The 25,025-nt window shown below is 61.9% G+C and carries 22 protein-coding genes; 8 read left to right on the plus strand and 14 right to left on the minus strand.

What is annotated here, in order from left to right; genetic code table 11:
• Nucleotides 1-16: 16 nt before the first annotated feature.
• Nucleotides 17-928 carry an NmrA/HSCARG family protein gene (locus NRG23_RS03500; RefSeq protein ID WP_037006077.1) on the minus strand — a complete coding sequence of 304 codons (912 nt, stop codon included), beginning with the start codon at nt 926-928 and terminating at the stop codon, nt 17-19.
• Nucleotides 929-1,175: 247 nt separating this feature from the next.
• Nucleotides 1,176-2,081 carry a S9 family peptidase gene (locus NRG23_RS03505; RefSeq protein ID WP_009049065.1) on the minus strand — a complete coding sequence of 302 codons (906 nt, stop codon included), beginning with the start codon at nt 2,079-2,081 and terminating at the stop codon, nt 1,176-1,178.
• A gap of 127 nt (nt 2,082-2,208) precedes the next feature.
• Here NRG23_RS03505 and NRG23_RS32780 point away from each other — a divergent pair, with 127 nt between their 5' ends.
• Nucleotides 2,209-2,427 (plus strand): LysR family transcriptional regulator, encoded by a 219-nt coding sequence (locus tag NRG23_RS32780; protein ID WP_101282489.1) that lies wholly within the window; start codon nt 2,209-2,211, stop codon nt 2,425-2,427.
• 403 nt (nt 2,428-2,830) lie between these two features.
• Nucleotides 2,831-3,100, plus strand: a complete 270-nt coding sequence (locus NRG23_RS03510; RefSeq protein WP_028683992.1) for a hypothetical protein — start codon at nt 2,831-2,833, stop codon at nt 3,098-3,100.
• A gap of 408 nt (nt 3,101-3,508) precedes the next feature.
• Here the strand turns inward: NRG23_RS03510 and NRG23_RS03515 are convergent, their stop codons facing one another.
• Nucleotides 3,509-4,216 (minus strand): response regulator, encoded by a 708-nt coding sequence (locus tag NRG23_RS03515; RefSeq protein ID WP_063430776.1) that lies wholly within the window; start codon nt 4,214-4,216, stop codon nt 3,509-3,511.
• A gap of 357 nt (nt 4,217-4,573) precedes the next feature.
• Here NRG23_RS03515 and NRG23_RS03520 point away from each other — a divergent pair, with 357 nt between their 5' ends.
• The 6 genes from NRG23_RS03520 (at nt 4,574) to NRG23_RS03545 (ending at nt 9,506) form a co-directional block, all read left to right on the plus strand.
• Entirely contained in the window at nt 4,574-5,407 is an 834-nt protein-coding gene (locus NRG23_RS03520) for a phytanoyl-CoA dioxygenase family protein (protein WP_009049060.1), read from the plus strand.
• Nucleotides 5,408-5,427: 20 nt separating this feature from the next.
• Nucleotides 5,428-5,844 (plus strand): RidA family protein, encoded by a 417-nt coding sequence (locus tag NRG23_RS03525; RefSeq protein ID WP_063430772.1) that lies wholly within the window; start codon nt 5,428-5,430, stop codon nt 5,842-5,844.
• A gap of 103 nt (nt 5,845-5,947) precedes the next feature.
• A complete protein-coding gene (locus NRG23_RS03530; protein WP_009049058.1) occupies nt 5,948-6,247 on the plus strand; it encodes an EthD family reductase in 300 nt (99 codons plus the stop codon).
• A gap of 145 nt (nt 6,248-6,392) precedes the next feature.
• Nucleotides 6,393-7,055, plus strand: coding sequence for a TetR/AcrR family transcriptional regulator (locus tag NRG23_RS03535; protein ID WP_009049057.1), 663 nt, complete (start codon nt 6,393-6,395; stop codon nt 7,053-7,055).
• A 292-nt stretch (nt 7,056-7,347) separates the two neighbouring features.
• Nucleotides 7,348-8,835, plus strand: coding sequence for an FAD-dependent oxidoreductase (locus tag NRG23_RS03540; protein ID WP_009049056.1), 1,488 nt, complete (start codon nt 7,348-7,350; stop codon nt 8,833-8,835).
• The gene (locus NRG23_RS03545; RefSeq protein WP_103331578.1) at nt 8,835-9,506 is read left to right on the plus strand and encodes a c-type cytochrome; all 672 of its coding nucleotides are present in this window, start codon (nt 8,835-8,837) and stop codon (nt 9,504-9,506) included. Before NRG23_RS03540 ends, NRG23_RS03545 begins: the two co-directional genes overlap by 1 nt.
• A gap of 276 nt (nt 9,507-9,782) precedes the next feature.
• Here the strand turns inward: NRG23_RS03545 and NRG23_RS03550 are convergent, their stop codons facing one another.
• The 11 genes from NRG23_RS03550 to NRG23_RS03600 form a co-directional block, all read right to left on the minus strand.
• Nucleotides 9,783-10,448 carry a hypothetical protein gene (locus NRG23_RS03550; protein WP_162095351.1) on the minus strand — a complete coding sequence of 222 codons (666 nt, stop codon included), beginning with the start codon at nt 10,446-10,448 and terminating at the stop codon, nt 9,783-9,785.
• Nucleotides 10,449-10,491: 43 nt separating this feature from the next.
• Nucleotides 10,492-11,142 carry a c-type cytochrome gene (locus NRG23_RS03555; protein ID WP_162095352.1) on the minus strand — a complete coding sequence of 217 codons (651 nt, stop codon included), beginning with the start codon at nt 11,140-11,142 and terminating at the stop codon, nt 10,492-10,494.
• A 9-nt stretch (nt 11,143-11,151) separates the two neighbouring features.
• Nucleotides 11,152-12,648, minus strand: coding sequence for an FAD-dependent oxidoreductase (locus tag NRG23_RS03560; protein WP_097303506.1), 1,497 nt, complete (start codon nt 12,646-12,648; stop codon nt 11,152-11,154).
• A 226-nt stretch (nt 12,649-12,874) separates the two neighbouring features.
• Nucleotides 12,875-14,245: an FAD-binding oxidoreductase gene (locus tag NRG23_RS03565; protein ID WP_009049051.1), complete on the minus strand. Its 1,371-nt coding sequence runs from the start codon at nt 14,243-14,245 to the stop codon at nt 12,875-12,877.
• An 11-nt stretch (nt 14,246-14,256) separates the two neighbouring features.
• Nucleotides 14,257-15,495, minus strand: coding sequence for a thiolase family protein (locus NRG23_RS03570; protein WP_009049050.1), 1,239 nt, complete (start codon nt 15,493-15,495; stop codon nt 14,257-14,259).
• Between the two features lie 17 nt (nt 15,496-15,512).
• On the minus strand, nt 15,513-17,072 hold the full coding sequence (locus tag NRG23_RS03575) for an AMP-binding protein (protein WP_038579021.1): 1,560 nt from the start codon (nt 17,070-17,072) through the stop codon (nt 15,513-15,515).
• Between the two features lie 10 nt (nt 17,073-17,082).
• Nucleotides 17,083-18,216 carry a trans-acting enoyl reductase family protein gene (locus NRG23_RS03580; protein WP_009049048.1) on the minus strand — a complete coding sequence of 378 codons (1,134 nt, stop codon included), beginning with the start codon at nt 18,214-18,216 and terminating at the stop codon, nt 17,083-17,085.
• A gap of 55 nt (nt 18,217-18,271) precedes the next feature.
• On the minus strand, nt 18,272-19,555 hold the full coding sequence (locus NRG23_RS03585; protein ID WP_009049047.1) for an acyl-CoA dehydrogenase family protein: 1,284 nt from the start codon (nt 19,553-19,555) through the stop codon (nt 18,272-18,274).
• Nucleotides 19,556-19,987: 432 nt separating this feature from the next.
• Nucleotides 19,988-20,980, minus strand: coding sequence for a YCF48-related protein (locus tag NRG23_RS03590; RefSeq protein WP_009049046.1), 993 nt, complete (start codon nt 20,978-20,980; stop codon nt 19,988-19,990).
• A gap of 10 nt (nt 20,981-20,990) precedes the next feature.
• Entirely contained in the window at nt 20,991-23,405 is a 2,415-nt protein-coding gene (locus tag NRG23_RS03595; RefSeq protein WP_009049045.1) for an RND family transporter, read from the minus strand.
• 8 nt (nt 23,406-23,413) lie between these two features.
• Nucleotides 23,414-25,000 (minus strand): DUF1302 domain-containing protein, encoded by a 1,587-nt coding sequence (locus tag NRG23_RS03600; RefSeq protein ID WP_009049044.1) that lies wholly within the window; start codon nt 24,998-25,000, stop codon nt 23,414-23,416.
• Nucleotides 25,001-25,025 lie beyond the last annotated feature (25 nt).

Here is a 25,025-nt window from a genome sequence, read left to right on the forward strand (position 1 = left end):
ATTCTCCACCGTTGGATCAGGCCGGCATGTTGACCTTGGCCCAGTCAGCAAAACCGGTGAGTTGCCCACCGACAAGCGCATCGGCGCGCGCCCTCTTGGTGTCCGCATCAGGGCCGAAGTAGCTGTAGTCCTCGAAGTAGCTCATCATTTCGCAGACCTCCTCCGCGCCAGGATAGAACGTATCGTAGACCTCGCCTGGCACCTGGCTCACCACCACGTTGTGGCCCTGTGCGTTCAGAATATCCGCGAACTCTTGCCAGCTGTAAGCGTCGGGGCAGAGCGACAGGATTTGCCCCTGACCGGCTGTCTCCGGGTGGTCAAAGACCTGCCTGACCAATTTCCCCAGTTCCAGGATGTCGCCGGCATGGACGTTTTTGTTGGTGATATCCATCGGAACCGCCCAGGCCTTTTGGTCCCCGTTTCCGGTGGGTTGCGGTGCCATCTGGGCAAGAAAATTCTGAAAGAAGAACGGCGCTTCGACGAAGCTGTAGTAGGGAAAGCCCGCGTCAGCGATCACAACGTTGGCCAGAGCTTTGTTGGTGAAATGCGAAACCTCATACCTACCGTCTGAAATGTCGAGAGCGTTGGGCAGCGTCGACCAAACAACATGAGAAATACCGGCGGATTTTGCGGCGCTGACCACATTCCTGACCTGGTCGTACTCGCTCGCCCCGGTTGCAGGGTCCCAGAAATTGGTGACCAGGAACACGCCATAGGCCCCGTTGAGCGCCGATGCCAACGTATCCGCTGCGTTCAGATCTGCAGCGACCACCTCGACCCCACGAGCGGCGAGCTCCTTGGCCTGGTCCGAGCTGGCATCGCGACTGATCGCCCGGACAATGTAGCCACCCTGGTCGAGCAGCGCGTTCACCACCCCCTGCCCCTGCCGACCCGTTGCGCCAAACACAACAATGGTTTTATCCGACATGATTATTCTCCTGCATTTTCTGCTGATGGCTATTGATACAAAGGAGGCAAGGAGCGCCGCTCTGTGTGAGCGACGTCCTTGGCGGTTGTCATACGCTCAGTCGCGGCGTAGGAAGTAAAGCGCTCATGTAGTCGCGCATCGGCGGGATCACCAGCGTATCCAGTAGATTTTCGACACGCACGCCCCAAAGTCCTCGAGGGTTATGTCAGTGGTCTCAACGAAGCCACGCGGCCAGAGTGAAATCGGCTTAATTCATGTGTTTATCAAACCACTCGATCATCTGCGCCGGATGTTCGGAGAAGTAGTTGTAGCCGTCCCAGCGCCGGGTGCTGCCTTCGATCCAGAACAGCTTCTTGTCAGCGACGGGGATGTTGTCGAAGATCGCCTGCACGTCGGCGGGCTTGGTCAGCGCATCGTCGCGCACCTGAAGGATGAAGGCAGGCGCCTGCCAATTCTTGGCGTATTCCAGCGGCGACACCTGATCGATCGTGAAGCTGGTGATCAGTTGAACCTCCCGGTCAACGGCGTCGAACTGGTCCGCGATCCCCATCGCCTCGAGGTTGCGCTCGACCATGGCGCGCATTGAGATAGGTTGCAGGGCGACCAAGGCGTGTACGCTCGCGAAAAGCTCGGGGTACCGAGTTTTCGCGACGAAGGTGGCATTGGCGCCCATGCAGCGGCTGAGTAGGCCCAATCTCATGCCGCGGGTGTCGGGGCGGGACTTGATGTAGTGCAGCGAACCGGCCACGTCACGGGATTCGAAGAGGCCCCAGGTGAAGATATCGCCGTTGGCGACGCCGCTGTGACCGTGGTTGCGCGCGTCGTAGGTCAGCACGTTATAGCCGGCCTCATGCAGGTGCTGGTACTCCCGCATGTAGTTGACCTCGATGTCGTTGCCGGGCACGAACTGCCACTGGGGTAGGTGCGAGGGGAAGCCATAGCGGTTCATAGGCATCGGGTGGTTGGCGATGACCAGTTTGTCCGAGCCTGGACAGGGTATCCACCATGCCTCCAGCGGGGTGCCGTCCAGCGACGGGAAGGTGACATCCTCATACGCCATCCCGTATTCGTCCGGCGTGTGCAGAATCGGTGCACGGACCGGGCTGCTGAGGCCTCTGGCCAGACCATTGATCAGTTGCGGAATATCCGCCATGACAGTTTCTCCTTCTCTTTCGGGTTGTGGTGTCTTCTCACATCCAAAAGATATGTCCCGGCCTGCTTTTGTACAAGCCATGTAAAATTGGCATCACCGTTCCACAGGTGGAACGAATGATTGGCTCTTGTTCCTGATATGGATCAGCCAGGCGCAGAGCCTGAGTGAGGCGGCGCGACATCTGAACCTGCCGAAGTCCACAGTGAGCTGGAGGATCTCGGACCTGGAGGAGCGGAGTGCTTCGATCGTCGTGTCGATCTCGTGGAGGAGCGTTTCGATGTGGCCATTCGAGCGGGAGCTCTCGTTGATTCGCCCCAATCTCAAAAAAGCCGAAAGACCCGCTTAGGGGGGCCGGTGTCAGGAAGACACCTGGGCTGGATGCATAGAGTCGCTGGGCTGCCCTGAGCAACTGGACACGATTATTGCTCAACTCCAACTGAGCTTTGAGGATCCGAGTGAACTGCCCCCAGCGAACCATCGCCTCAAACCATGACGAAAGCTGACATTTTCAGCGAGACCGTTAACAACAGACTCGTCAAGCTCGAACTCTTGGGAGCTCTCTCCGCAGAAAAAAATCCAGGCTTTTACCAGCTTGTCAATAGTGCCGTTGAGCGACTGTGCGGGAGGCAGCACGGTAGTAGGCTTTCATAGCGTCACACTACGCGAGTGCCCGATCTGTTCAGATTATTGATAAAGGCAGGTCAGGCCGACGTATAAGCCGCATGTCAGATAACTGAAAGGATTCGAACATGAAAAAGTCCATAACTGCTCTGGCCGTATCCGCGACGCTCGCTTTCACCGCAACTGTCGCGAACGCTTCCGTGCATCCGACCACCATCAAGGCTCCCCAGACCGTCAATCAGGTGACAGCTTCTATTGACACGCCTTTCGGAACCCATCAAAAAGCTGGCGAAATCCAGATGGCCAGTCTGGCCAGAAGTTGCTCCGATGAACGATATTCCTGGTGGGAATACAGCGGTTGGGAAATCGTCGGCTGTCTCATCAGCGGCCAGTGGTAATTATTGACGGGCCTGGTGCGTGACTTGCGTGGTGAGCGCGCACCAGAGCCTGTTGCAGGCTCCCCAGGATCAGTCCAGATTGAGTGGCACCCACACACGACTTCGAAGATACAGATCCCCTCACCTCTTCAACCAGCCGAATGCCCGGGCTGATGGATAAGTGCCAAAGCAGGCGATCATTGATGAGGTTCTGCGACACAACATGCCGAACTCTGCTGCTTCAGTCCTATCCCCGGCATAGAGCAACTCTCCGCCATTTTCCAGCAGTAAAGCGAATACAGAGATGTCGGAATCCAGACAAAAAACAGCAAAAATAAAAAAACCTTTTTCATGTCCTACCTTGCATCTATTAATGGTTGAGCCAAGTCTCTCTCGCCAAGCCAATAGCCATGATTGGCGTAGCGCTATCTAGACTTCCCACGCAAACGGATTAAAAACGTAGCCCTTGCCCCAGATAGTCTTGATGCATACCGGGTCCCGGGGGTTGTCATTGAGTTTGCCGCGCAACTTGCTGATGTAGACATCGACACTACGGTTGAACCCATCGAACGGGATCCCGCGAATACGGTTGAGGATGTCGTCGCGAGAAAGAAGCTTGCCCTCCGCACTGGCCAGCACCCACAGCAATTCGAACTCCATGGTGGTCAGGTTGATTTTTTCATCGGCCAGGCTGACCACCCGGCAACCGCGGTCGATCGATAACCGTCCGAACTCCAGGACATCGAGTGTCGTTGAGTTTTGTGCCAGCCGGCGTTGCAAGGCGCGTAGCCGAGCCAGCAACACAGAGGGTTTGAAAGGCTTGATCACATAATCGTCGGCACCGGACTCCAGGCCGAGAACATGGTCCCGGTCATCCCCTTTTGCGGTCAGGATGACGATGGGAGTATCGGACAGGTTGCGAATCTCGCGGCACACTTGCAGCCCACTCTGGCCTGGGAGCATCTGATCAAGCAGCACGACGTTCGGCTTGAACTCGATAAATGCCGCCAGCGCCTGGTCGCCCCGGTGGACCACCCGCACCTCAAAACCATGCCGGAGCAAAAACTCTGCGATCAGCGCCGCCAGCTTCCGATCGTCTTCAACGAGCAAGACATTAACGAGATCTAAGTTGTCCATAAAAACCGGGTAAGAGTCCTGATTAAAATACGGTTGTCCGCCTGGGCTATCGCTTCCATCCAGTGCATGCAGCCCACTACCCTCGGCTACCCGCTCCGAATTCGCGTCATCTGCGGCACCTTGCAGCCGAACCCGCCTTCCCTCTGACAGCGTTTCCGTTACTGCTCGGCATCGGAGCAGGTTTCGTACTCCGAGCCGCCGAAGGTCAGCGGGTGATGAACTCGATAAGCATTAGCCAGGCCTGGGAATCTGGCCTTGTCGACGCCTTTTTCAAATTATAATAACACATGTTGCGTAAAATAAAGCGGCTTGCTAGGATCCAGATCGCCAAGTGGCATTTCCTAGGAGGAAGCTCTCATGCAAGACTCTGTGCGCAAGGCGTTCCTGGAAGACGGGGCCGTCCTGATCAAAGGTTTTCTGAACGTAGAACAGTTGGCCCAGTGCCGGGCCGCCTACGACTGGGCTGTCGAGAATCACGGCCCGCATGCTTTCAGGATGTTCGACGGGACCGAGCAGCAATCGCATGTCGACAATGCCAACCCCAAGGCCAAGGCCCGGCTCGAGGAACTGGTCGCTTCCCTGCCCTTCGGCAAGCTGTTTGCGCAGCTCTGGGGCTCTGAACATGTCTGGTATTTCGCCGAGGAAGTGTTTCTCAAGGCGGGCGGCCGCGGCTCCCGTACGCTCTGGCACCAGGACACCTCCTATCTGCCTTGGGCTGGCCTGCATTGGGGCAATGCCTGGATCAGCTTCGAGTCGGTGCCCAAGCGCAATGCCCTGGAGATCGTCCGCGGCTCGCACAAAGGGCCGCGTTACGACGGCACCACCTTCCTCGATCCGAACGACCCGACCCAGCCCCTGCATGGCGGCAACGCACTGCCTCGGCTTCCCGATGTCGAGGCCCAGCGCAAGCAGGATCCCGACGCTTACGAAATCCTCTCCTGGGCGACCGAGCCTGGAGACATAGTCGTGCTCCATCCCGGCGCGCTGCACGGTGGCGCTCCGGTCGATGAGACCTTCCCGGATCGTCACACCTTTGTCTTCCGCTTCTTCGGCGACGACGCAACCTTCCGCCCGCTGCCGGAACACAGCGCAGCCGGTTATCCGCAGCAAGGCGTGCTCTTCACCCAGGAGCTGGCAGACCTGAAGGCCGGGGATTCCTTTCGCCACACCACGTTCCGGCAAATCGCCTAAGCCTAATAAGGAGATCGTCCATGACCACCCAAGACTTGCGTCGACAGTCCATCAACCCTGGCCATACCCAGGCCATTTACGACAACTTTCACTTCTCCCAGGCGACCCGCGTGGGGAACATGATCTGGGTGTCCGGCCAGGTTGGCGTCGACGCGACCATGACTCCGGCCGAAGGCATCGAGGCACAAACGCACCTGGCGTTCCAGGCCTTGAGCGGCATTCTCGAGGAAGCGGGTGCAAGCCTGGCCGACGTGGTCGAGCTGATGACCTTCCATATCGATCTGCAGGGCGAGATCCATACGTTCGGACAGATCAAGGACAAGTATTTCCCAGATCGTTACCCATCCTGGAGCGCGGTTGGCGTCACGCAACTGGCCCTTCCCGCATTGCGCGTGGAAATACGCGCGGTGGCGGTCATCGGCTGCGGGCAGGATTGATCCGAGGGCGTCGACGCATACAGGCGCCTCAAGATTCCAAGGGGCTGCGAAGTATCTTCGCGCCCTTTCGAGGATGCTTATTGACAGGAACAAGGACCACAACATGGCAACACTGATCGTGAGTTATCCCGCTGCCAAAGGCGGGCGATTCGACCGGGATTACTATCTGGCAACCCACCTGCCACTGGCGCGCGCCGCCTGGAGCGAGTTCGGGCTGCAATCGGCAGAGGTGCTGTTTCCGGCAACCGGGCCAACGCCGCTGGTGGCCATGGTGATACTGCGCTTTCGCGAGCAGGCCGATATCAATGCCGCGCTGTCCTCGCCCGGGACTGCCAGGGTGATTGGCGATGTCGCCAACTTCACCGATATCACCCCGACGATCTTCCGCGCGGATGACGAATAGTCGGCGGACTCAAGCCCTGGCCGCTGCGCTGCTTTCCCATGTGCTTTCTGCGAGCAAATTCCCTATGCTGCTCCACAGCCAGAAGGCACCATTTTCAAACCGATGGTGCTCCAGATAATCGAGCCAGCGAAGTTGCCCATTTCCCATGCATGATTCTCACCTCTCTCCACCCAAGCCTGCCGTACGGCGCGGGCGCCCTGTCGGCAACCGCGACGAGAAAAGAACCGAGTTGCTGAAAGCGGCGATCGCCGTGATCGCCCAGGAAGGCTACGCTGGCGCTTCGATGCGCAAAGTGGCGCAGCATGCCGGATGCACCACGGGTGCGGTGACCTACTACTTCGCCAACAAGGAAGAGATGGTCACGGCTGTCGCCCAGAGCCTGTTCGACCAGATCGACACGTTGCTGGAAGGCAGCCAGGAACAGGTCGACATCAAGTCACTCATCGAACAATGGCTGAACTGGATGCGCGTCGATGAACCAAATGGCTGGCTCGCCTGGTTCCAATTGCTGGCCCATGCCAGGCACGAACCAGCGTTCGCGAGCATCATCAAGCAACGCTACGCACTGTTCCGCCAGGTACTCACGTCGATGCTGGAGAAGGGACAGAAACAAGGCAAGATCCGCAGCGACATCGAAGCGGATCTGCTCGCCGATCAGATCAGCGCCATGAGCGACGGCTGGATGATGATGTTGCCGATCGAGCCCGAAAGGTTCACCCCCGCCAGAAGCCAGGCCCTGCTCGATGCGGTCATCACCCTGATCTCACCGGCGGCGCCATCGAACGGCAAGAGTCCCCGGAAGCAATGAGGCCGTAGCGTTGCCGGAATCGGTAACGGAGCTTCTTCAGAACCAGCACAAGGCCGGCACGCTTCCGGCCTTTTGCATGCTTTGCGCCGCGAAATAGCGCTGCCATCCAGGTCGTTGCGGCCCCCTCCTCCCCCCTGCTCCATCACGCCTACTCAGGCAAGGCTTCAATAGCTCGACGCCCCTTGCCCTGTCCCTGATTCGCGGCGGTTTTCCCTTTGCCCGGATCAGATTATGCGTTATTTTGCATAACACCTGTTTTTAAAAATAAAACTCAGATCTGGCAGGGACAAACATGCATTCGACCGACAATGAATCATCCCTTCAATCACCGCAGCGGCGCTTGCTGCTGCAAGCGCTTGGCAGCGCGGCAGTGGTTGGAGGGCTCGCGCTGAGCACGCGTGCCGCGGCGCAGGCGCTACAAGACAATCGCGACGGCATATTGGACGTAGCGATCATCGGTGGCGGCCTGGCGGGCCTGACTTCGGCACGGGACCTGCTCAGCGCCGGCTGCGAGTCTTTCGCCGTGCTTGAGGCCCGCGATCGCGTGGGCGGACGTACCTACAACCATGACCTCGGCCATGGCGTGGTCTCTGAAGCGGGCGGCCAGTGGATCGGGCCAGGACAAACAGCCATCGCCGACCTGGCACGCCAGCTTGAGGTCGGCACCTTCCCCACCTATTACCAAGGCAAAACCGTCTATCTGCTGGATGACACCAAGGTGGAAGAAGACGTGACCGACGGCCCGAACTCCAACACCGAGCTGGTCGGCAAGCTGAACGAGCTGGCCAGGGGCGTCCCCAGCAAAGCACCCTGGAAGGCAGCGGATGCCGCCGCCCTCGACAAACTTTCGGTTGGCGAGTGGCTGGTCAGGCAAGGCATCAGCAACCAGGACCAGATCGGATTCAACATGTCCGTGAGCCTGACCTTCGGCACCACCCCAGCCGGCATGGGACTGTTGCACTACCTGTCGATGATCAACTCTTCCGATTGCAGCCTGGAGAAACTCGAGGGGATAAAGGGCGGCGCCCAGGAGACACGTTTTGTTGGCGGCTCCCAGGTACTCAGCCTCAAGATGGCGCAGGCCCTGGGGGACAAGCTCAAGCTGTCTTGCCCGGTGCGCAAGATCGTCGGTTGGGACCGCGACGTCGTCGAACTGCATACGGACCGCGGCATCATCCGCGCCCGGCAGGTCATTGCGGCAGTCAACCCGGCCCTGTGCAACCAGATCACCTTCGACCCGCCCCTCCCCACCGGGCGTGCGCAGCTGCAGCGACTCTGGCCGGCCCACGCGCCCATGCGCAAGACCGTGCATGTCTATGAACGCCCCTTCTGGAGAGACAAGGGCCTGAACGGCCAGATCATCCAGGTCGAAGGGCCGCTGATCCTGGCCTATGACAATTCGCCCCCGGATGGCAGCCTCGGGGTCCTCAGCGGGTTCGTCAGGACCGGGCAACTGCCCCATGATCCGCAAGCCGCGCAGAGCACCTTGTCGGCCATCTATGCCCAGGCCCTGGGGGACGAAGCCTTGCACCCTGTCCAGTTCCACGACCAGGACTGGGGCAAGGTCGACCCCTGGACCCTCACCTGTATCTCGCCAATGCCGCCCGGGTTCTGGACGCAATGGGGCGAGTACCTGAACCCCGCGACCGGTCGCTTGATCTGGTCCGGCACTGAAACCGCGGATCTCTGGGCCGGCTCGATGGACGGCGCGGTCCGTGCCGGCCACCGGGCGGCGCTGGAAGCGCTCCAGGCCCTGGTCCAAGACCGGAGGAGCGCCTGATGAAACGAGCAATAGTGATCGGGACGGTGGTGGTGGCCACGGCGCTGGCTGGGGCTGGTGCGCTCTACGGCCCGGAGCTGGTGGCCGGCTACCGCTTCATGAATACCCTCGACGAGCACAACGCCAGGTACCTGGCCAACGGCGGCGCCTGGCCGCAGCTTCAGGACACCTGCGCCCTGTGCCATGGCGCGAGGGGCCAGCCGGCAAACACCCGATATGCCTCCCTGGCTGGACAATCCGTAGCCTACATCGAGGCGCAGTTGCAGGCCTTCGCGCAAGGGCGTCGGCACAGTGCGCAAATGAGCCCGCTTGCGGCGAATCTGACGCAAGAGCAGATCAAGTTCCTGGCGGATTATTTCTCCCGGCAGACAGCCGGCCAGACCGAGGCCCCGGCAAGCGACCAGGCCCTCGAGCAACGCGGAAAGGCCAAGGTTGCCACCACTGGCTGCGTCGCCTGTCATGGTGAAAACCTCTCGGGCGGCCCGTTGGCGCCGCGGATCGCCGGCCAGGGGCCGCTCTACCTGACGGATCAGCTCACCGCCTTCAAACAGGGCCAGCGCAAGGACCCCACCCAGGCCATGAACGCCCTGGCCAGTACGTTATCGGAAGACGACATCAAGGCAGTGGCCCACTACCTGGGCACCCTGGCACCCGCACCAGGCGCCAAGTAGTCCGCTGTGGGTGAGCGTGGGCAAGGATGCTCACCTCTCCTTGCCTTCCTCCCTGCCTTCCCTCCTCGACCTCCGCCCTGCCCTGACGTTCCTGCGGGCACAAAACATCATGGATATCCGCGTCCGACGTTGCCCCGAGGTCAGGCTCAGGTGGCTGCATGCGGACAGACGCGACCAGCTTCACATCCAGCATGCTCGCGCCCCACGTGCCGCGGCTGGTTTGTCACACCGCGGCACGTGGGGCGCGAGCAGGCCCGTTCTTGAAAAAACGACTCGTCAGCGTGGCTGCAGGAGCGGCATCGATTCCTTGGTGCGCTCCAGGGCGCCATAGGCGTAGTACATCAGGACCAACAGACAGGCCCAGCTAAGCAACGCCAGCACATAGAAGTTGAACAGCACGTTGGTCTCGTCCCCCGGGATCTTGTAGAAATCGTAGATGCAGGCAATCGTCTGCGCCGCCAGCATGCCGAGGAACAGGCCCAGCGCCAGGATGTGTTCCCCGGCACTCAGCAGACGCAGGACCAGGTAAACGAGGTAGAGGGAGAAGACAGTCCACATGACGACGTAGAAGTACGCCAGGAACCCGCCCAGGGCATGGGCAGAGAGGACAAGAGCAAGGGTGACCAGCATACCGCCCGCGAACAGCATGACATCCTTGAAGACCGACGGTTTGTAATCATGGGTGACCGCCATGAAGCCAATGATGGTGATGACTGGAATTCCGATGCCCCTGGAAAACGCATCGCAGAAATACGAAAACAAATAAGCCGTTTCCGATCCCAATGAGAAGTACAGCAAAGCATTGGTCGCCGAGAACGCAACGACCAGCCATTCCAGGCCAAGCAGATAGTTACGCTTGCGCAGGAGCTTGAGCCCATAAACCAGTCCCGCCGAAACCAATATGAAACAAGCGGCGCATATAACAATATTCCTGAGTTCCATGACACATACTCTCAATGTTTTTATTGATGTTCGATTCGTTGTCTTATTGCGCAGGCAAACTTGTGAGATAGCTGGCAATAGCCTTGCGCTCGTCTGCTGACAAGGTCGCGGCAATGGCCCCCATTGCCCCGGTCAGGTCCTTTCGCCGGCCGTCGGCGAAGGCATCGAGTTGCACCCGGAGGTAGTCGGACCCTTGCCCGGCAAGACGCGGGAACTGCTCGCGGCCCATCAGGCGCTCGCCATGGCAGGCCACGCAGCCGCCTGCGGCGACCAGTTTCTGCCCCTTGTCCCGCAGGCCTGGCTCGGGCTGAAAGGACGAGTCGCGGCTCAAAGGCTGTTTGGCGTAGTAGTTGGCCAGGCGGTCGATCTCCTCCTGGCTCAGGGTCATCGCCAGCGGCGCCATGTTCGGGTTGATCCGCTGCTCGCTGGCGAAGTTGTGCAACTGCGCCGCCAGGTACGGGGCCGGCTGCCCCGCGAGGCTGGGGTAGCGCTGATGTTGCGAGCTGCCTTTGGTTCCATGGCAACCGGTACAGACGTCGGTCAGTTGCGGCCATGGGCCTCCGTCGGCCTCGTAGGCCTCGGTCGAGGCGCTGATGTAGTTCTGCAAACGGTAGAGGTCGAGCAAATCCCGGCCATACAGGCCCAGCAGGACGGCAACGACTGCGACAACCCCCAGCACAATCTTTCTTTTCATCTTCGCCTCCTACGCCCGACGCAGGGCATTGAGCACCTGCAAGGCACTCTGATGGCCCGAGCGCACGGCCCCGTCCATGTAGCCCGCCCAGATATCGGCGGTCTCCGTACCCGACCAGAAGAGATTGCCGCAGGGAGGACGCAGGGCCTCGCCATGGGTACTCCAGAAACCAGGCGGAATGGGGGAAACGCAGGTGAGGGTCCAGGGGTCGGCCTGTCCCCAGTCATGCTCGCGATACGACACCGGCTTCAACGCCTCGTCGCCCAGTGCCCTGGCGTAAATCTGGGCCAGCACGCGCTGTGCTTCCTTCAGGTCGGAGGACACCATGGCGTTGGTGACGAAGGCATTGATCACGCCGATTTCGCCCCCCGGCGGGGAATTGTCGTAGGCCCAGATGACGGGGCCGCCCGCCTGTATGACATGCCCGTTCAAGCCTTTTTCCCGCCAGAATGGACGGGAATAGACCATGGACGTCTTGCGCGCCGGGGAGTGGGCGGGCCAGGCACGTTGCAGCGCCGCGCGCCCTTCGGGCAGCGGCGGATCGAACCGGAGCTGATGGCACAATGCGGGGTGGATGGCCATGATCACCCGGCGAGCACGGATCTCCCCCTGGTCCGTTTGCAACCGGACGACTTCGCGGTCCCAGTCGGAAACCTGCCGGACCGGGCACGACAAGCGCAGCCGGTCACCCAGTTGCTGCGCCATCTTGATGCAGAGAATCTGCGAACCACCGACAAACCGGGTGCCCTGGGCGCTGTCCTTGATCGAGTCGAGCTGCATGTACTCACAGTTGGCCGAGTTGATCATCGACAGGAAATGCAGGAACCCCATCTTCGCCGGCGCCACGCCGCAGGTCAGGAGGAAGCTGGCATTCCACCCTGCCCGGTCCTCGGGCTTGATGGCCTGCCTGGACAGCCAATCGCCTGCAGAAAGCTTGTCCAGCTCGGCCACCTTCGAAGACTTCCAGGGCGCGCCGCAAGGCACGTCGCGTGACAGTTCGCTGAGCTTCGCCGCGAGCGTCTCATCGGTGCCGAAGGTGCCCTTCAGGTCGATCTCGACCCGCCCGTCGCCGCCAAGAATGACCGTGCTGCCCTCGTAATAGGTGGGGAAGGTACCCACCTCCAGTTCGCGGGCAAGGTCCGCCACGGCGGTCTGTCCAGGCCCGATCCACTGGCCGCCGGCTTCGGACACATAACCCGAGCCCAGGTCGTGATTGAGGGTTCGGCCCCCTACCCGATCCCTGGCCTCGAGGACCACGAATGAGCGGCAACCTGCCTGTTGCAGGTCGCGGGCGGCGGTCAGGCCGGCCAGCCCGGCGCCGATGATGACGACGTCCAGAACATCTCCCCTGTCAGTGGCGGAGTCTGTTTTTCCTGGCCCTTCAGCGGCATTTGCCAGCCCCGCTTTCAGGCCGAGGCTTCCTACCGCTGCCGAGGCGCCGGCAAACTTGAGCAGTTGCCTTCGTCTTAAATCGAGCGGAGTGTCAGGGGTGGGCTTCTTGTTCATACAGGGTGCCTCACGTATTTTTTATTAAAGTAATCACTCTTTGATGAGTGTCATTTCGGCAATAGAAGAGTGACAGCGGCGTTGTACCCGACAGCAACTTTCAGTTCGCCAGAACACAACGGGCGAAGTCATCAAGTTTAAAAACCAGGGTGCACAGCCAAGTGCATCAAGTTGTTGTTATATGTCCAGCCATCTGTCGAATCTTGAACATCGACAAGTCTGTTAGTTACTGATTGGAAACACGGCGTGCTTTGCGATTGACGTGCTCGTCCATCCTGTGCACCAGGCCCAGCGCCAGGTTGACGGCGCACCACTGCAACGGCTCGGGCAGCGTCGAGGGGGTCTTGTGGCGCAGGGCCGCGAGCAACGGATGCTCGATGCCGCCAATTCGCTCGGCCAGCAGGTGGCCCATGAGTGATTGGGTGGCGACGCCATGCCCGGAGCACCCGGCGGTGTAGAGAATGTTGCCCTGCTCTCCCGTTTCACCGACTACCGGCAGTGCGTCGTAGGCAAGGCTGATGTAGCCACTCCAGCATGACTGGATACCCAGGCCGCGCAAGGTCGGGAAGCGGTCTTCGAGTGCTGTTGCCAGTTCGTGATAAGCAACATTGTCCGGCACATTCGGTGTCTGGGATCCATACACATAGCTGAGTCGCTTGGTCGTGACAACCAGCGTATTGCGAGCGGTCAGACGATGACTTTCCATGGTCCAGTGAGGCGTCACCAGACCTTCGCGGCCTGGCCAGCCCAACGAGGCCAGCTGCGCGGGGGACAGCGGCTGGGTCTCGATCGCCGACACCCGCAACGGCACCACCTTGTCGCGCAGCAGGCCAAGCTGCGGTGTATAGGCATTGGTGGCGAGCACCAGATGCGGGGCGCTGGCACTGCCCCGCGCGGTGTTGCACTGGATGATCGGGCCTTCGCTGTAGGACAGCAGCTCAGTGTTCTCATAAATCTTCACACCGGCCTGAAGCGCCGCGCGACGCAGTCCCATCACGTACTTGCCGGGGTCCAGCGTACCGCCGTGTCGCTGCAGGCAGCCAAAGAGAAACGCCGGGGGTATGCCACGAGCGCGCATCTCGGCCTGGTCGAGGAAGCACGCGGACGAGCCCAGCTCGAGACCGATCTGCATGCTCTCGCGCAACTTCTTTTCCTGTGAGGGATGAACCGCCGCCCGAATGATCCCGGAGGCGTTGTAGTCGCAGTCGATACTGAGTTCGCGCAGCCTTCTTTCCACGTAGGCAACGCCCTCGTCATAGAAGGCGACGACTTTCTTCGCCTTCTCATGACCTACGCGCTTGAGGAACATCTCGAATTCGATCCCCAGGCTACCGGCGAGATAACCCGCATTACGGCCACTGGCGCCAAAACCGGCGCACTCTCGCTCGAGAACGATCACCCTGGCGCCAAGGGCGGTAAGCTCCAGCGCGGTGGACAGGCCGGCGAAGCCGGCGCCGACCACGATGACGTCGGCGCTGACATTACCCTCCAGTTCCGGTTGCAGATCGTCCGGTCGCTCCATCCACCCGCCGAGACTGCGAAACTGCCCCGGGCCAGAGGTGGCCTTGATTTCATCGCCCCGACGGGTCGTGGACATGGACTGTTCTCCTATCGACTCAAGATGTGAATGGCGACGGCAGCTTCCTCGACACCCAGAAGCCCGCCACCGTTTTCCTGGATTGCATGACGCGCGCCCTCGACCTGACGCGCACCCGCCTCGCCCCGCAACTGGGTAGTCAGCTCATACAACTGGCCGATGCCCGTGGCGCCCAGTGGGTGGCCCTTGGATTCCAGCCCGCCAGAGGGATTGATCGGGATCCGCCCGCCCACGGTGAAGTCACCGCGCTCGGCGCACACACCACCCTGCCCCAGGGGCGCCAGTCCAAGGTTCTCCGACTGGATGATCTCGCCCATCGCCGAGGCGTCATGCACCTCGGCGACGTGCATGTCCTGCGGCCCCAGGCCGGCGATCTCATAGGCCTGGCGGGCGGCAAGGAGGCTGACATGCTTCTCGGGCTCGCTCAGGTCCCGCAGGGTGAAGCTGCGGATCACGCTGGCGGCGATCCGCACGCAGCGCTTGGGATCGGCACCGATGCGCTTGAGGCCCGCCTCCGTGCAGAGGATGGCGGCGGCCGCGCCGTCGGACAGCGGCGCGCACATCGGCAAGGTGATCGGATACGTGATGGGCGGCGCGGCCAGCACCTCCTCGATGCTGAAGGTCTTGCGGAACTGGGAATAAGGGTTGTGTACCGAATGCTGGTGGTTCTTGGCGCACACCGCTGCGATCTGCCGCTGGGTGGTGCCGTAAGTCTTCATGTGCCAACGGCACATGGCCGCATAGATGGCCATGAACTTGCTGTATGGACGATCGGACTCCGACCCGGCCGGGGGGACGATGCCCTCCCCCATTTTCACCAGGATCTCGTAGTTCTCCTCGGCGGTGGAAACGTCCCAGCCCGTCTCGAACAGTGACAGGGCCTTGAGCTTGTCCGCCACGTTCATCTTTTCGACGCCCAGCGCCAGCGCCACATCGGTGGCGCCGGCGCGCAGGCTCTGCACCGCCAGGTGCACCGCGGTACTGCCAGAAGCGCAGGCGTTCTCGACGTTATAGACCGGCACCCCTTCGATGCCGATCTTGCTGCATACCACCTGCCCCGGGATGGAAAACTGGCCTTGCAACGGGCCGTTGGTGATGCCGGCGTAGAAAACGGCGCCGATGTCCGAACGCTGTGCGTTGGCATCCGCCAGCGCGCCCTGCAGAGCTTCCAGGGCCAGGTTCTGCAGGCTGCGTTCCGGATGCCGCCCGAACTGGGTCATGGCGATGCCGGCAATATAAATGGGTTCCATCAGATAACTCCTCGACTTCAGATCTGACGATCGACGCTTTGCCAGTAATGGGCACGCAGATCCTTCTTCAATACCTTGCCGACCGGACTCCGTGGCAGGGCATCGATGAAATCCACGCTCTTGGGAGCCTTGACCGAACCAAGCCTGGCCTTGCACAGGCTGATCAGTTCTTCGGCACTGACGCTTTGGCCGGAACTCAACTCGACCACCGCCTTGACGCTCTCGCCCCAGGTTGCGTCCGGCACGCCGATCACCGCGCAGTCCTGCACCGCCGGGTGGGCCCAGAGCACCTGCTCGACCTCGCTCGGATAGACGTTGAAGCCACCCGAGATGATCATGTCCTTCTTGCGATCGGTGATGTGCAGGTAGCCATTGGCGTCGAGGTGGCCGATATCGCCGGTGTGCAGCCAGCCATCGATGATGGTTTCGGCGGTCTTTTCCGGGGCCTTGTAGTACCCCTTCATCACCAGGTCGCCGCGCACGCAGATCTCGCCGGTTTCGCCCTGGGCCAGGATATTGCCCGCGTCGTCGATGATCTCGACCCGGATCAGCGGATTGGGACGCCCCACCGAAGACAGCCGCTCGTCCGACGCCAGCTGGCCGCCATGCAGGTGCTCGCTCGGCGGCAGGTTGGAAATCGATGCCGGCGCTTCGGTCTGGCCGTAGCCACCCGCCATCACCGGGCCGAAGGTCTCGATCGCTTGCTTGAGCTTCTCCACCGACATCGGCGCCGCGCCGTAGAGGAAGTATTTCAGCGAGCTGAAATCGACCTTCTGCGCCAGATCGGGCACATCCAGCAGGCGATAGATGACCGTGGGCGGCAGGAAGGTCTCGGTGACCTTGTACTTGGGAATCATCGCCAGCATCAGCGCCGGATCCGGCTTGGTGATCACCACCACGGTGCCGCCCCGCGCGGAACACGGCAGGGACAGCGTGCCGGCGGTATGGGTCATCGGCGCCGCCGCCAGGTTGACGGGACGATGCTCGTCTTCATAAGGGAAGTTGATCATGAAGTGGGCACAGAACGTCTGCACGCTCCGATGGGTGTTCATCACCCCCTTCGGCATCCCCGTGGTTCCCCCCGTGGGCGAGATCGCCACCACGTCGTCCATGTCATAGTCGACCTGGGGCACGCTGCTCGGCTGGGCATCGCTCCAGGCCGAAAGAGAAGTCGCGCCGGGCAGGTCGCCGTCGAGGCAGATCCACAACCTGATCTTCGGCAGGCTCGCGCGCAGCGAGTCGATGACCGCGGCAAACTCCTTCTGGAAGAACAACACCTCACAGTCGAACGCATCGAGCACGTAGCGGTTCTCTTCGGCGCTGTTGCGCGCGCCGACGGGAATCCAGCACAGGTTGGCGCGCCAGAGTCCCAGCGTGCAGGTCCAGCCCACCACATCGTTGGTTGACCAGATCGCCCCCTTGGTGCCCTTGGGCAAACCCTCGGCCAACAGGGCGTTGGCGATACGGCATGACCGATCGCGGACTTCGGTGAACGTGAACACCCGATCGTCCTGGATATAAGCCGCGCCCTGCGGATTGATCCGCCAGCCACGGTCGAAGAAATCAATAATCGCCATGTCTGTCACTTCAGAGTTGGGTGATGGTTGCGCGGGCCAGGCCACGCTGCTCGAGGAAACCCAGCAGGTAGCGATGGCCGAAAGCCTTCGAGGCCGAGGCAAAACCGACCTTGGCGGTGTCGTTGTCCAGCAGCTTGGTCACTGCCGCGGCATGCAGGGCGCCGGTGGCGATGTAGGGGGTGATGCCGTGCACGGTGGCACGCACCGCCGTCAACTGACCGCGGCCGATGGCGAAGTCCACGGTGCGCTGCAAGGTGCCGCGTTCACGAGGGGGCATGCTCGGCGTTGTCGAACTCACCAGGCTCTGGATGACGGCGTCCTGTTGTTCCTTGGGCAAGTGTTTGTATTCAGCGTCCCACTTCTCGTTCAGTCCATGGACGACTTTCATCACCGGGTTGTCGTAGAAACCGACACAGGACATGCAGCTGCGAACGCGTGCGTCGCGCTCGAAGTACACGGGCAGCGAAGTGCCGCCCCAGGGCAGGCAGAACACCGACTCCATGAGGTCGGGCGAAACGACATTGAAGCTGGCATTGGGGGCGTACATGACCAGCTCTTTCTCCCACAGGTAAAAGGAGTCATGGCGGCAGCCCTCGAAAATCGTGGCGGTCGATCCCACGGTGACACCGGCACCACGGCCACGAGGCCCGCGGGTCAGGGTCGCGGTTTCCAGGGAGTCGACCCCCGGGGTTTCCAGCGCCAGTTCGGCGGCAATTTCAGCGAAGGTGTACATGTAGGCAAGAGAGGGAGAAAGCAGCAGCCCGGCCTGACGGAATTTTTCGCCGAACTGATCGCGCAGGGCAAGGATATGCTGCTGCTCGCCGGCCGGATCCAGGTAGTGGCAGCCGGCATTCAACGCCGCCTCGACGGCCGTCAACCCGAAATTGACGAATGGGCCGACCGTGTTGCAGACCACGCGCGCGCCCTTGAACACGGCGCTCAGAGCCTGGACTTCGTGCGGGCACTCGAGGATTTCGTAAGTGGCCGACTCTAGTCCGACGACACGTTGCGCCATCATTTCCTGGGCACGGCTGGCGTTACGTGCGACCGCGGTAAACGGAATGTTCTGGTCGATCAACCAGTCCATCATCAACATGCCGGTGTAACCACTGGCGCCATAGACAACGACAGGATATTTAGCCATTGGAGTGTTCCTCATTGTTGTTATTGGATGAGTGTTGCCGGGGGATCCTTCAGGATCAGTTGTTCGCCCAGCCTTCGGCGTAGAGCTGCTGGGCCAGCAGCCCCAGGCGCATGGTCAGGACACGGTTCTCGCCGTCCTCGATCAGCGCGGACTGTGTGTCGCGCAACAATTTCTCGATCGGGTATTCACGGGTGGTGCCGTTACCGCCGAACAGGCGGAAGGCTTCCTCGACCACGGCCATCGCTTCTTCGGTCACCGTGACTTTGGCGGAGGCAGTGGCGTAAGGGTGGGTCTGCGGTGACAGGCGCGCGAAGCTCAGCGAACGCCGGGCGACTGCGCGGGCGATTTCGACCCGGCGCAGCATTTCGCCGAGGCGCAGGCGGGTCATCTGGTGGTCGATCAACATCCGCCCGCCCTGCCGGCGCTCGTGGCAGTACTGCAGCGCATATTCGAAGGCCGCCCGGGCGACGCCGGTGAACACCTGGCTCATGTGCGTACCGGCATAGGACCAGGAGGAGCTGACGGCACCGTAATAAGCATCGCGCTCGGCGATGGCGTAGCGCCGGGGCACCCGTACGCTGTCGAAATAGATCTCGCCCTGGGGCAGAGAGCGCTGACCGATCTTGTCCAGCGGCTTACCCTTGGACACGCCTTTGAGATCCAGCGGGATGATGACGGCAATGCCATGGGGCAAGCCGTCACGGTCGTAGAAACCATCCCCGTAATCGGCGCACATCAAGCCGAAAGCCACCTGCGCCACCGCACCGTTGGAGACCCAGGCCGAACTCTGGCCGTTGATGATGATCTCGTCGCCGACCACCTTGGCGGTCAGGTTGCCGATATTGGCCTGCTGCCCCGCGGGCCAGTCGCGCGCTATATCGAAGAGTTGGTTGTCACTGCCGCGATCGGGCTGGGTGGCCATCCAGCAGCCGATCCGCCCCTGGCAAAGCTCTATCAGTTCGGTATTACCGGCGGCGACGGCCATCTGCAGCGGAAAGCCGGCGCAGCCGAGAGAAACCGCCAGGCCGGCATCGCCCCAGCCGAGTTCTTCGCCGATCAGCGACTCGATCCGCACCGCCATCTCCGGCGGCAGCTCCGCCAGCAGTGCCGGGTCGAGTCCCAGCTTGGCGAACTCGCCGAACAACGAATAGTAAGGCGAGCCTGGGGCGACGACTTCCTCGGAACTCATGCGATCGAGCTCGCGACCCAGCGGCCGCAAGACGTCCTTGGCAAAACGATGCACGGAAGCCTGGATCGCAGCTTCTTCCTCGCTCAGCGGGGTTTCGAAACCGGACAGCCCGGCAGCGGGCAAGGTCAGGGTGGGCTTGAGCGAGATCATCAGAGCACCTCCAGCGAGAACGTGTTGCGAGCCGCCGCGCGACGCGCGCCGGGACGATCGAAGCCGAGCGATCCGCCGGGAAGTGCTCCCGAGCGCGATCCAGTGATGCGAGCTTTCATGTGCAACCTCCTGCGTCTTGTTATTTGAGATCGACTCTAACAAGGTGATTTATTTAGCGCAACATGTGTTACGTAAATTAATCGCGGGTGCATGAACGGGCAATCTACAAGCGCGAAATGTCCGCGAAAGCAGACCGGAAAAAGAGCCTGGGCCCTCGTCGACACAGGCAGAAAAGCCCTACCTGGCAAGGCTTAAAAAGAAGGGGCCACGCCTGGAGTGGAGTACTGCACGGGCCCCTTAAAGGATGAAGATCAGGACCTGGCTCGACGCCTGAAGCGCCGCGCCGGTCCACCTGGAACAGGTACCGCGGACTCACTCACTCGGGTGTATCGTCCCCTCCTCCTGGCCTTGCATGGACACCACACCCCGTCGCGAAAACAGGATGGGCGAGCCGTTGCCGTTCAACAGCGCAGCCGTCAGCGAAACACCCTCGGCACTCTGCTGTTCCTGGAAGTTCAGCCCGCCGTCGCTGCTGCTCACCATCAGCCCATCAAGGCCGACCACGACGACCTGCTGCCCCGCTACCGCGATGCCGGTTACCGAGCTCTTGCTCTTCAGGGGTACGCGTTTCCAGCTCAGTCCGTCCGCGGAGCCATGCAACAGCGTGCCCCGCTGGCCGCCGACCAGCAGCGACCCATCGGCCAGCACCGCTCCCGTCCAGAGGGTGCCGGCATAACCGCTATCCAGGTAGCGCCAGTGCTTGCCCTGGTCATCGGAGCGCAGCACCTGGCCGCGCTCGGCGGTGGCGTACAGGCGCCCCTGGTGGTCGGCGAAAAGCCCCATCAGGTTCAGATCGGCGCGACTCGCTCCAGGCGGTGCCTGCAGCTTCTGCTCACTCCAGTTGAGGCCGCCGTCGTCGGTGGTCAGCACCTGCGACCACAGGCCCACGGCGACGCCCTGCCTGGGATTGAAGAAATGCACGGCAAACAACGGCCGATCCTCGGCGCTGGACAGCCGCTGCAGCTGCCAGCTGTCACCGCCGTCGGTGCTGGCGAGGATCGCGCCCCAGTGGCCGACCGCCCATCCCTGCCTGGCGTCGATGAACGAGACACCGGTCAGGGGCGTGGACAGCGGCACGGCCGCCGCCTGATGAAAGCTGTGGCCCTTGTCGTCGGACAGCAACACCGTGCCATGGTCGCCAACGGCGACCAGGCGTTCCTGGGCCCAGCTGGCACCCAGCATGGTGGCCGCCGTGGCGTTGGCTGTCCGGGTCGCCGGTACTGGCTGTACCGGTGCGGCTTGCACTGTGGCCAGCGGTAGCGCGCTGGCGAACAGGGTCGCCATGAGGCAAATCAGGTTTCGCATAGTGCTCTCCTCAGTGCGCCAGGGCGCCGATCATGCGCACGGGGCGCCGGCGCGGAAATACCCGCTCGAGCCAGACGGCGAACGCTGGCAGCACGGTCATGGCCATGACCATGTTGACCAGGAACATGAAGGCCAGCAGCTTGCCCATGTCGGCCTGGAACTTGAGGTCGGAAAACGCCCAGGTCGCCACCCCCACTGCCAGGGTGATCGCAGTGAAGATGGTCGCTACCCCGACCTCCAGCAACGCATGCTCGACCGCCTTGGTGATCGGCTGGCCGAGGGCCTGGTGCAGTTGCAGGCGGTTGTAGATGTAGAAGGCGTAATCCACGCCGATGCCGACGGCCAATACCATCACCGGCAAGGTCGCGATGGTCAGGCCGATCTGCAGCTCCTTCATGAACCAGTAGCCGATGAAGGTGCCCAGGGTCAGGGGCAGGCAGCACACCAGGACCGCGCGCCAGTCGCGGTAGACGACAAACACCAGCAGAGCGATGGCGCCATAGACGTACAGCATCATCGGCAGCTCGCTGCGCTCCACTTCCTCGTTGATCGCGGCAATCACCCCGGCGTTGCCGGACGCCAGGCGCACGCTCACGCCGGGCTGCTTGAACTCAGCGCGGAACGCCTTGGCGGCGGCAATCACCCGGTGGATGGTCGTGGCCTTGTGGTCCGCCAGGAACAGGTGCACGGCGGTCATGCTGCAATCGGGGCGCATCATCCCGGGGACACGGGCCACCTCGGCCGCCATCGATGAGTAGTTCGCCGGGTCGATGGGCACCGCGTTCATTTTCGGATTGCCCTCGTTATAGCCCTCGTTGAACTGGCGCATGCTGTTGGAGAACGAGGTCACTGACAGCACCCCGGGCACGCCCTGCATGGCCCAGACAAAACGATCCTGATATTGGCCCAGGGCAACGTCTTCGCAGGCGTCCGCCGGGCTTGCGCCGGACGTGTCGGGAACGACCTCGAAGACCACGCTGAGCCAGTCCAGGCCGATGTCGTAGTTGCTGGCGATGGCCACCGCGTCGCGATTGAAGCGGGCTTCCTCGCGTAACTCCGGGGCCCCGGCCTGCAGGGAGCCGACGACCCGGTCATGGCTCTGCCAGGCCGCCGTGAGAAAGATCAGCAAGGCCATGCCCAACACCCAGCGCACGTTGTGCCATTCGGCCAGTCGGGCAAAGCCTCGCAACCAGCGGGCCCGGCGCTGGCGGGAAAGCTCCTCGGCGGCGGCATAACCGCCGTCGACCCGCAACATCGAGGCCACCACCGGCAGCATCACCAGGTTGGTGATGATCTTGTAGGCCACCCCAAGCGACGCAGTGATCGCCAGCTCGCGGACCATCGGGATCGGGATGAGCAGCAGGGTCACGAAGGACACGAACGCCGTCACCAGGGCCAGCGTGCCAGGGATCAGCAAACCGCGGAAGCTGGCACGCGCCGCGCTCTCGATGGACTTGCCGCAGGCGATTTCGCGGACGATGAAGTTGATCTGCTGCACGCCATGGGACACGCCGATGGCGAATACCAGGAACGGCACCAGCACCGCCAGCGGGTCAAGACCGTAACCGAGCAGGCGCAGGCTGCCGAATTGCCAGACCAGCGACACCAGCGAACAGCCCAGGGCCAACAGGGTGAAGCGCAGCGAGTGGCAGTACCAGTAGACCGCGAGCGCCGTCAGCAGCAGAGCCAGCAGACAGAACTCCAGTACCGCCGAAGCCCCGTCGGCGATATCGCCGATTTGCTTGGCGAAGCCGATGATCTGGATGTCGAAGTCGCCGTCCTCGAATTTCTCGCGGATCTGCTGCTCCAGCACCCGGTTGTAGGCCACATAGTCAAGATGCTCGCCGTTGGCATCGAACTCATTGAGGTCGACGGTGATCATCGCGCTGCTCTGGTCACGGGCGACCAGGGTACCGATGAAGCCGCCCTGGGCCGCTGAGTCGGCGATCATCGCAATGCTCACCTCATCGAGGTTTTCCGGGGTAACCGTGCCCGGCACCAGCGGATCGGCACGGAAACCTTCTTCGGTGATCTCGTTGACGAAGGCATTGGGTGTCCACAACGAGCGCACGCTGCTGCGCGAGACATTGGGCAGGAAGATCAGCGCCTGGGTGACGTCGTACAGGCGCTTGAGTCCCTCCTTGCTCCAGATCGTGCCCTGGCGTGCCTTGACCACCACCGTCAGGCGGTTGGCCCCCAGCAGGTCGTTGCGATAGGCCTCGAAGGTTTCGATGTATTCGTGACCGATCGGCAGCTGTTTTTCGAAGCCGGCCTCCATGCGCAACTGCACGGCGAACCAGGCCATGGCCAGGGTGAAGACACCCAGGCTCACCAGCGTCAGCAGACGATGGGTAAACAACCACTGCTCGATGCGTGGCAGCACGCCACGCACCTTTTTCTCCGACATCTTTACGGAACTGTTCACTGCACGCCTCACAGGGTTCGGGAAACCACAAGACCGACGTAGTCGCGGTCACGCAACAGTTGGTCGTAGGGAGTCTTGCCCCCCGAGAACTTCGCGTAGTTGAAGGAAACCTGCCAACTCGCCGGGTTGCGCACAAAGTTGAGGTACAGGTTCATGCTGCTGGCATCCTCGGTGAAGGTCGCCGACAGGTTGGGCGTGCGGCCCTTGAGCGACTGCGAATAGAACACCCCCGGCGTGACCTGCCAGCCCGGGATCAGCGTGTTGTCGTAGGTCAGGCTGAAGTCGAGGCTTATCCCCGAAGAGGTCTTGTTGCCCTTGGCCGTCGGCGCCGTGGCCGGATCCAGCTGCCAGGTGTTCAAGCCGGCGGAGATCGGTTCGCCGTTGTAGTTGTCATGCAAGCCCGGGTATTTGACGACGACCAATTCGGTCAGCAGCGTGCCGGTGCTGGCGCCGGTGAAGTCGAGCAGTCTCGGCGAGTTGGACGGGGTCAGGCTGTAGATACCGGTCAGGTGCCACTGGAACTTCTTCTCATCCTTCCAGCATTTGCCACCGTTGCTGGTGCAGGCATCGATCACCGGGTTGAGCGGTACCGCATCCTTGGGGCGGTACGACAGCTCGGTGCCCACGGCCCAGTCGCCGATCGGCATGTTGGCGCTGATGCCATAGAGCATGCGGTCTTCCGGGTACTCCCACTTCTGCGCCAGGGCGAAGGTGTCCGGGTCCAGCACCTGCATGGTCAGGGACGGCAGCTTGTCGTGATAACGCATCACATAGAGGCCGAGGTTCAGGTCGCTGTCCTGGGGCTGCCAGCGCAGCGAGATACCCCACTGGCCGCTGTCGCGGGCGTCCTTTTCGTCGTACCCATAAGCCCCCCTGCCCTCGCCCAGCGCATGGGTGGTGGACCAGTAGCTGCCCACGGGCGGCATCTCGCTCTTGTTCCAGCCGAACTGCCAGTAAGCCTCGATGTTGACGCCAGCCCCCAGGCCCGAAGCGAGGCTCAGCATCGGCGCTGGCAACAAGGCTTCCTTGAGCTGGGTGCCCGGCCGCGACAGGGCCATGACATCGTAGGAGTTGGTGTTGTTGATGCCGCCGGCGGCAAACAGGCTCTCGCCCCAGTTGATCACCTGGTTGCCGAGCCTGGCCCGGACGTGCTGCTCGCCGACATCGAAACTCTTGCTCACCCACAGGTCCAGCAGGCGGGCCTTGAACTTGAGATCGTCGCGGGCGCTGCTGGTGAGGCCGTCGCTGCCCACGCTCTCCGGGCTGGTGGCCGACAACGCACCGCTGGTGTCGGTCGCGGCGAAGTCACGGATCCAGCTGCCGCGCGCCATGAAGGTGTAGTCCTCGGGGAACTTCAGCAGCAGCTCATGGGTGCCCTTGAGGTAGTTGGTGAACAGGTCGCCCTTGTCGTAGTTCATGTTGCCCTGGTCGCCGATGCCCGCGCTGGGCGACAGGCAGCCGCTGGGCGGATGGTGTCCGCTGGCGCCACTGGTGATCAGGTTGCAGCCTGGGGACTCGGTACGCAGGCCCATGCCCATGGCGATGGTGGAGTCGAACGAGCCCCGGATGTTTTCGGTTTCAAACGTGAACCCCATCGCCAGAGGGGTTGCACACGCAATG

Origin of the sequence: Pseudomonas sp. T8 (assembly GCF_024610635.1) — a bacterium.
Classification (GTDB): domain Bacteria; phylum Pseudomonadota; class Gammaproteobacteria; order Pseudomonadales; family Pseudomonadaceae; genus Aquipseudomonas; species Aquipseudomonas chlororaphis_I.

Bases quoted from the DNA above. Each gene is read 5' to 3' on its own strand.
- NRG23_RS03500 (WP_037006077.1), bottom strand. From the start codon at position 928: ATGTCGGATAAAACCATTGTTGTGTTTGGCGCAACGGGTCGGCAGGGG.
- NRG23_RS03505 (WP_009049065.1), bottom strand. From the start codon at position 2,081: ATGGCGGATATTCCGCAACTGATCAATGGTCTGGCCAGAGGCCTCAGC.
- NRG23_RS03510 (WP_028683992.1), top strand. From the start codon at position 2,831: ATGAAAAAGTCCATAACTGCTCTGGCCGTATCCGCGACGCTCGCTTTC.
- NRG23_RS03515 (WP_063430776.1), bottom strand. From the start codon at position 4,216: ATGGACAACTTAGATCTCGTTAATGTCTTGCTCGTTGAAGACGATCGG.
- NRG23_RS03520 (WP_009049060.1), top strand. From the start codon at position 4,574: ATGCAAGACTCTGTGCGCAAGGCGTTCCTGGAAGACGGGGCCGTCCTG.
- NRG23_RS03525 (WP_063430772.1), top strand. From the start codon at position 5,428: ATGACCACCCAAGACTTGCGTCGACAGTCCATCAACCCTGGCCATACC.
- NRG23_RS03530 (WP_009049058.1), top strand. From the start codon at position 5,948: ATGGCAACACTGATCGTGAGTTATCCCGCTGCCAAAGGCGGGCGATTC.
- NRG23_RS03535 (WP_009049057.1), top strand. From the start codon at position 6,393: ATGCATGATTCTCACCTCTCTCCACCCAAGCCTGCCGTACGGCGCGGG.
- NRG23_RS03540 (WP_009049056.1), top strand. From the start codon at position 7,348: ATGCATTCGACCGACAATGAATCATCCCTTCAATCACCGCAGCGGCGC.
- NRG23_RS03545 (WP_103331578.1), top strand. From the start codon at position 8,835: ATGAAACGAGCAATAGTGATCGGGACGGTGGTGGTGGCCACGGCGCTG.
- NRG23_RS03550 (WP_162095351.1), bottom strand. From the start codon at position 10,448: ATGGAACTCAGGAATATTGTTATATGCGCCGCTTGTTTCATATTGGTT.
- NRG23_RS03555 (WP_162095352.1), bottom strand. From the start codon at position 11,142: ATGAAAAGAAAGATTGTGCTGGGGGTTGTCGCAGTCGTTGCCGTCCTG.
- NRG23_RS03560 (WP_097303506.1), bottom strand. From the start codon at position 12,648: ATGAACAAGAAGCCCACCCCTGACACTCCGCTCGATTTAAGACGAAGG.
- NRG23_RS03565 (WP_009049051.1), bottom strand. From the start codon at position 14,245: ATGTCCACGACCCGTCGGGGCGATGAAATCAAGGCCACCTCTGGCCCG.
- NRG23_RS03570 (WP_009049050.1), bottom strand. From the start codon at position 15,495: ATGGAACCCATTTATATTGCCGGCATCGCCATGACCCAGTTCGGGCGG.
- NRG23_RS03575 (WP_038579021.1), bottom strand. From the start codon at position 17,072: ATGGCGATTATTGATTTCTTCGACCGTGGCTGGCGGATCAATCCGCAG.
- NRG23_RS03580 (WP_009049048.1), bottom strand. From the start codon at position 18,216: ATGGCTAAATATCCTGTCGTTGTCTATGGCGCCAGTGGTTACACCGGC.
- NRG23_RS03585 (WP_009049047.1), bottom strand. From the start codon at position 19,555: ATGATCTCGCTCAAGCCCACCCTGACCTTGCCCGCTGCCGGGCTGTCC.
- NRG23_RS03590 (WP_009049046.1), bottom strand. From the start codon at position 20,980: ATGCGAAACCTGATTTGCCTCATGGCGACCCTGTTCGCCAGCGCGCTA.
- NRG23_RS03600 (WP_009049044.1), bottom strand. From the start codon at position 25,000: ATGGGGTTCACGTTTGAAACCGAAAACATCCGGGGCTCGTTCGACTCC.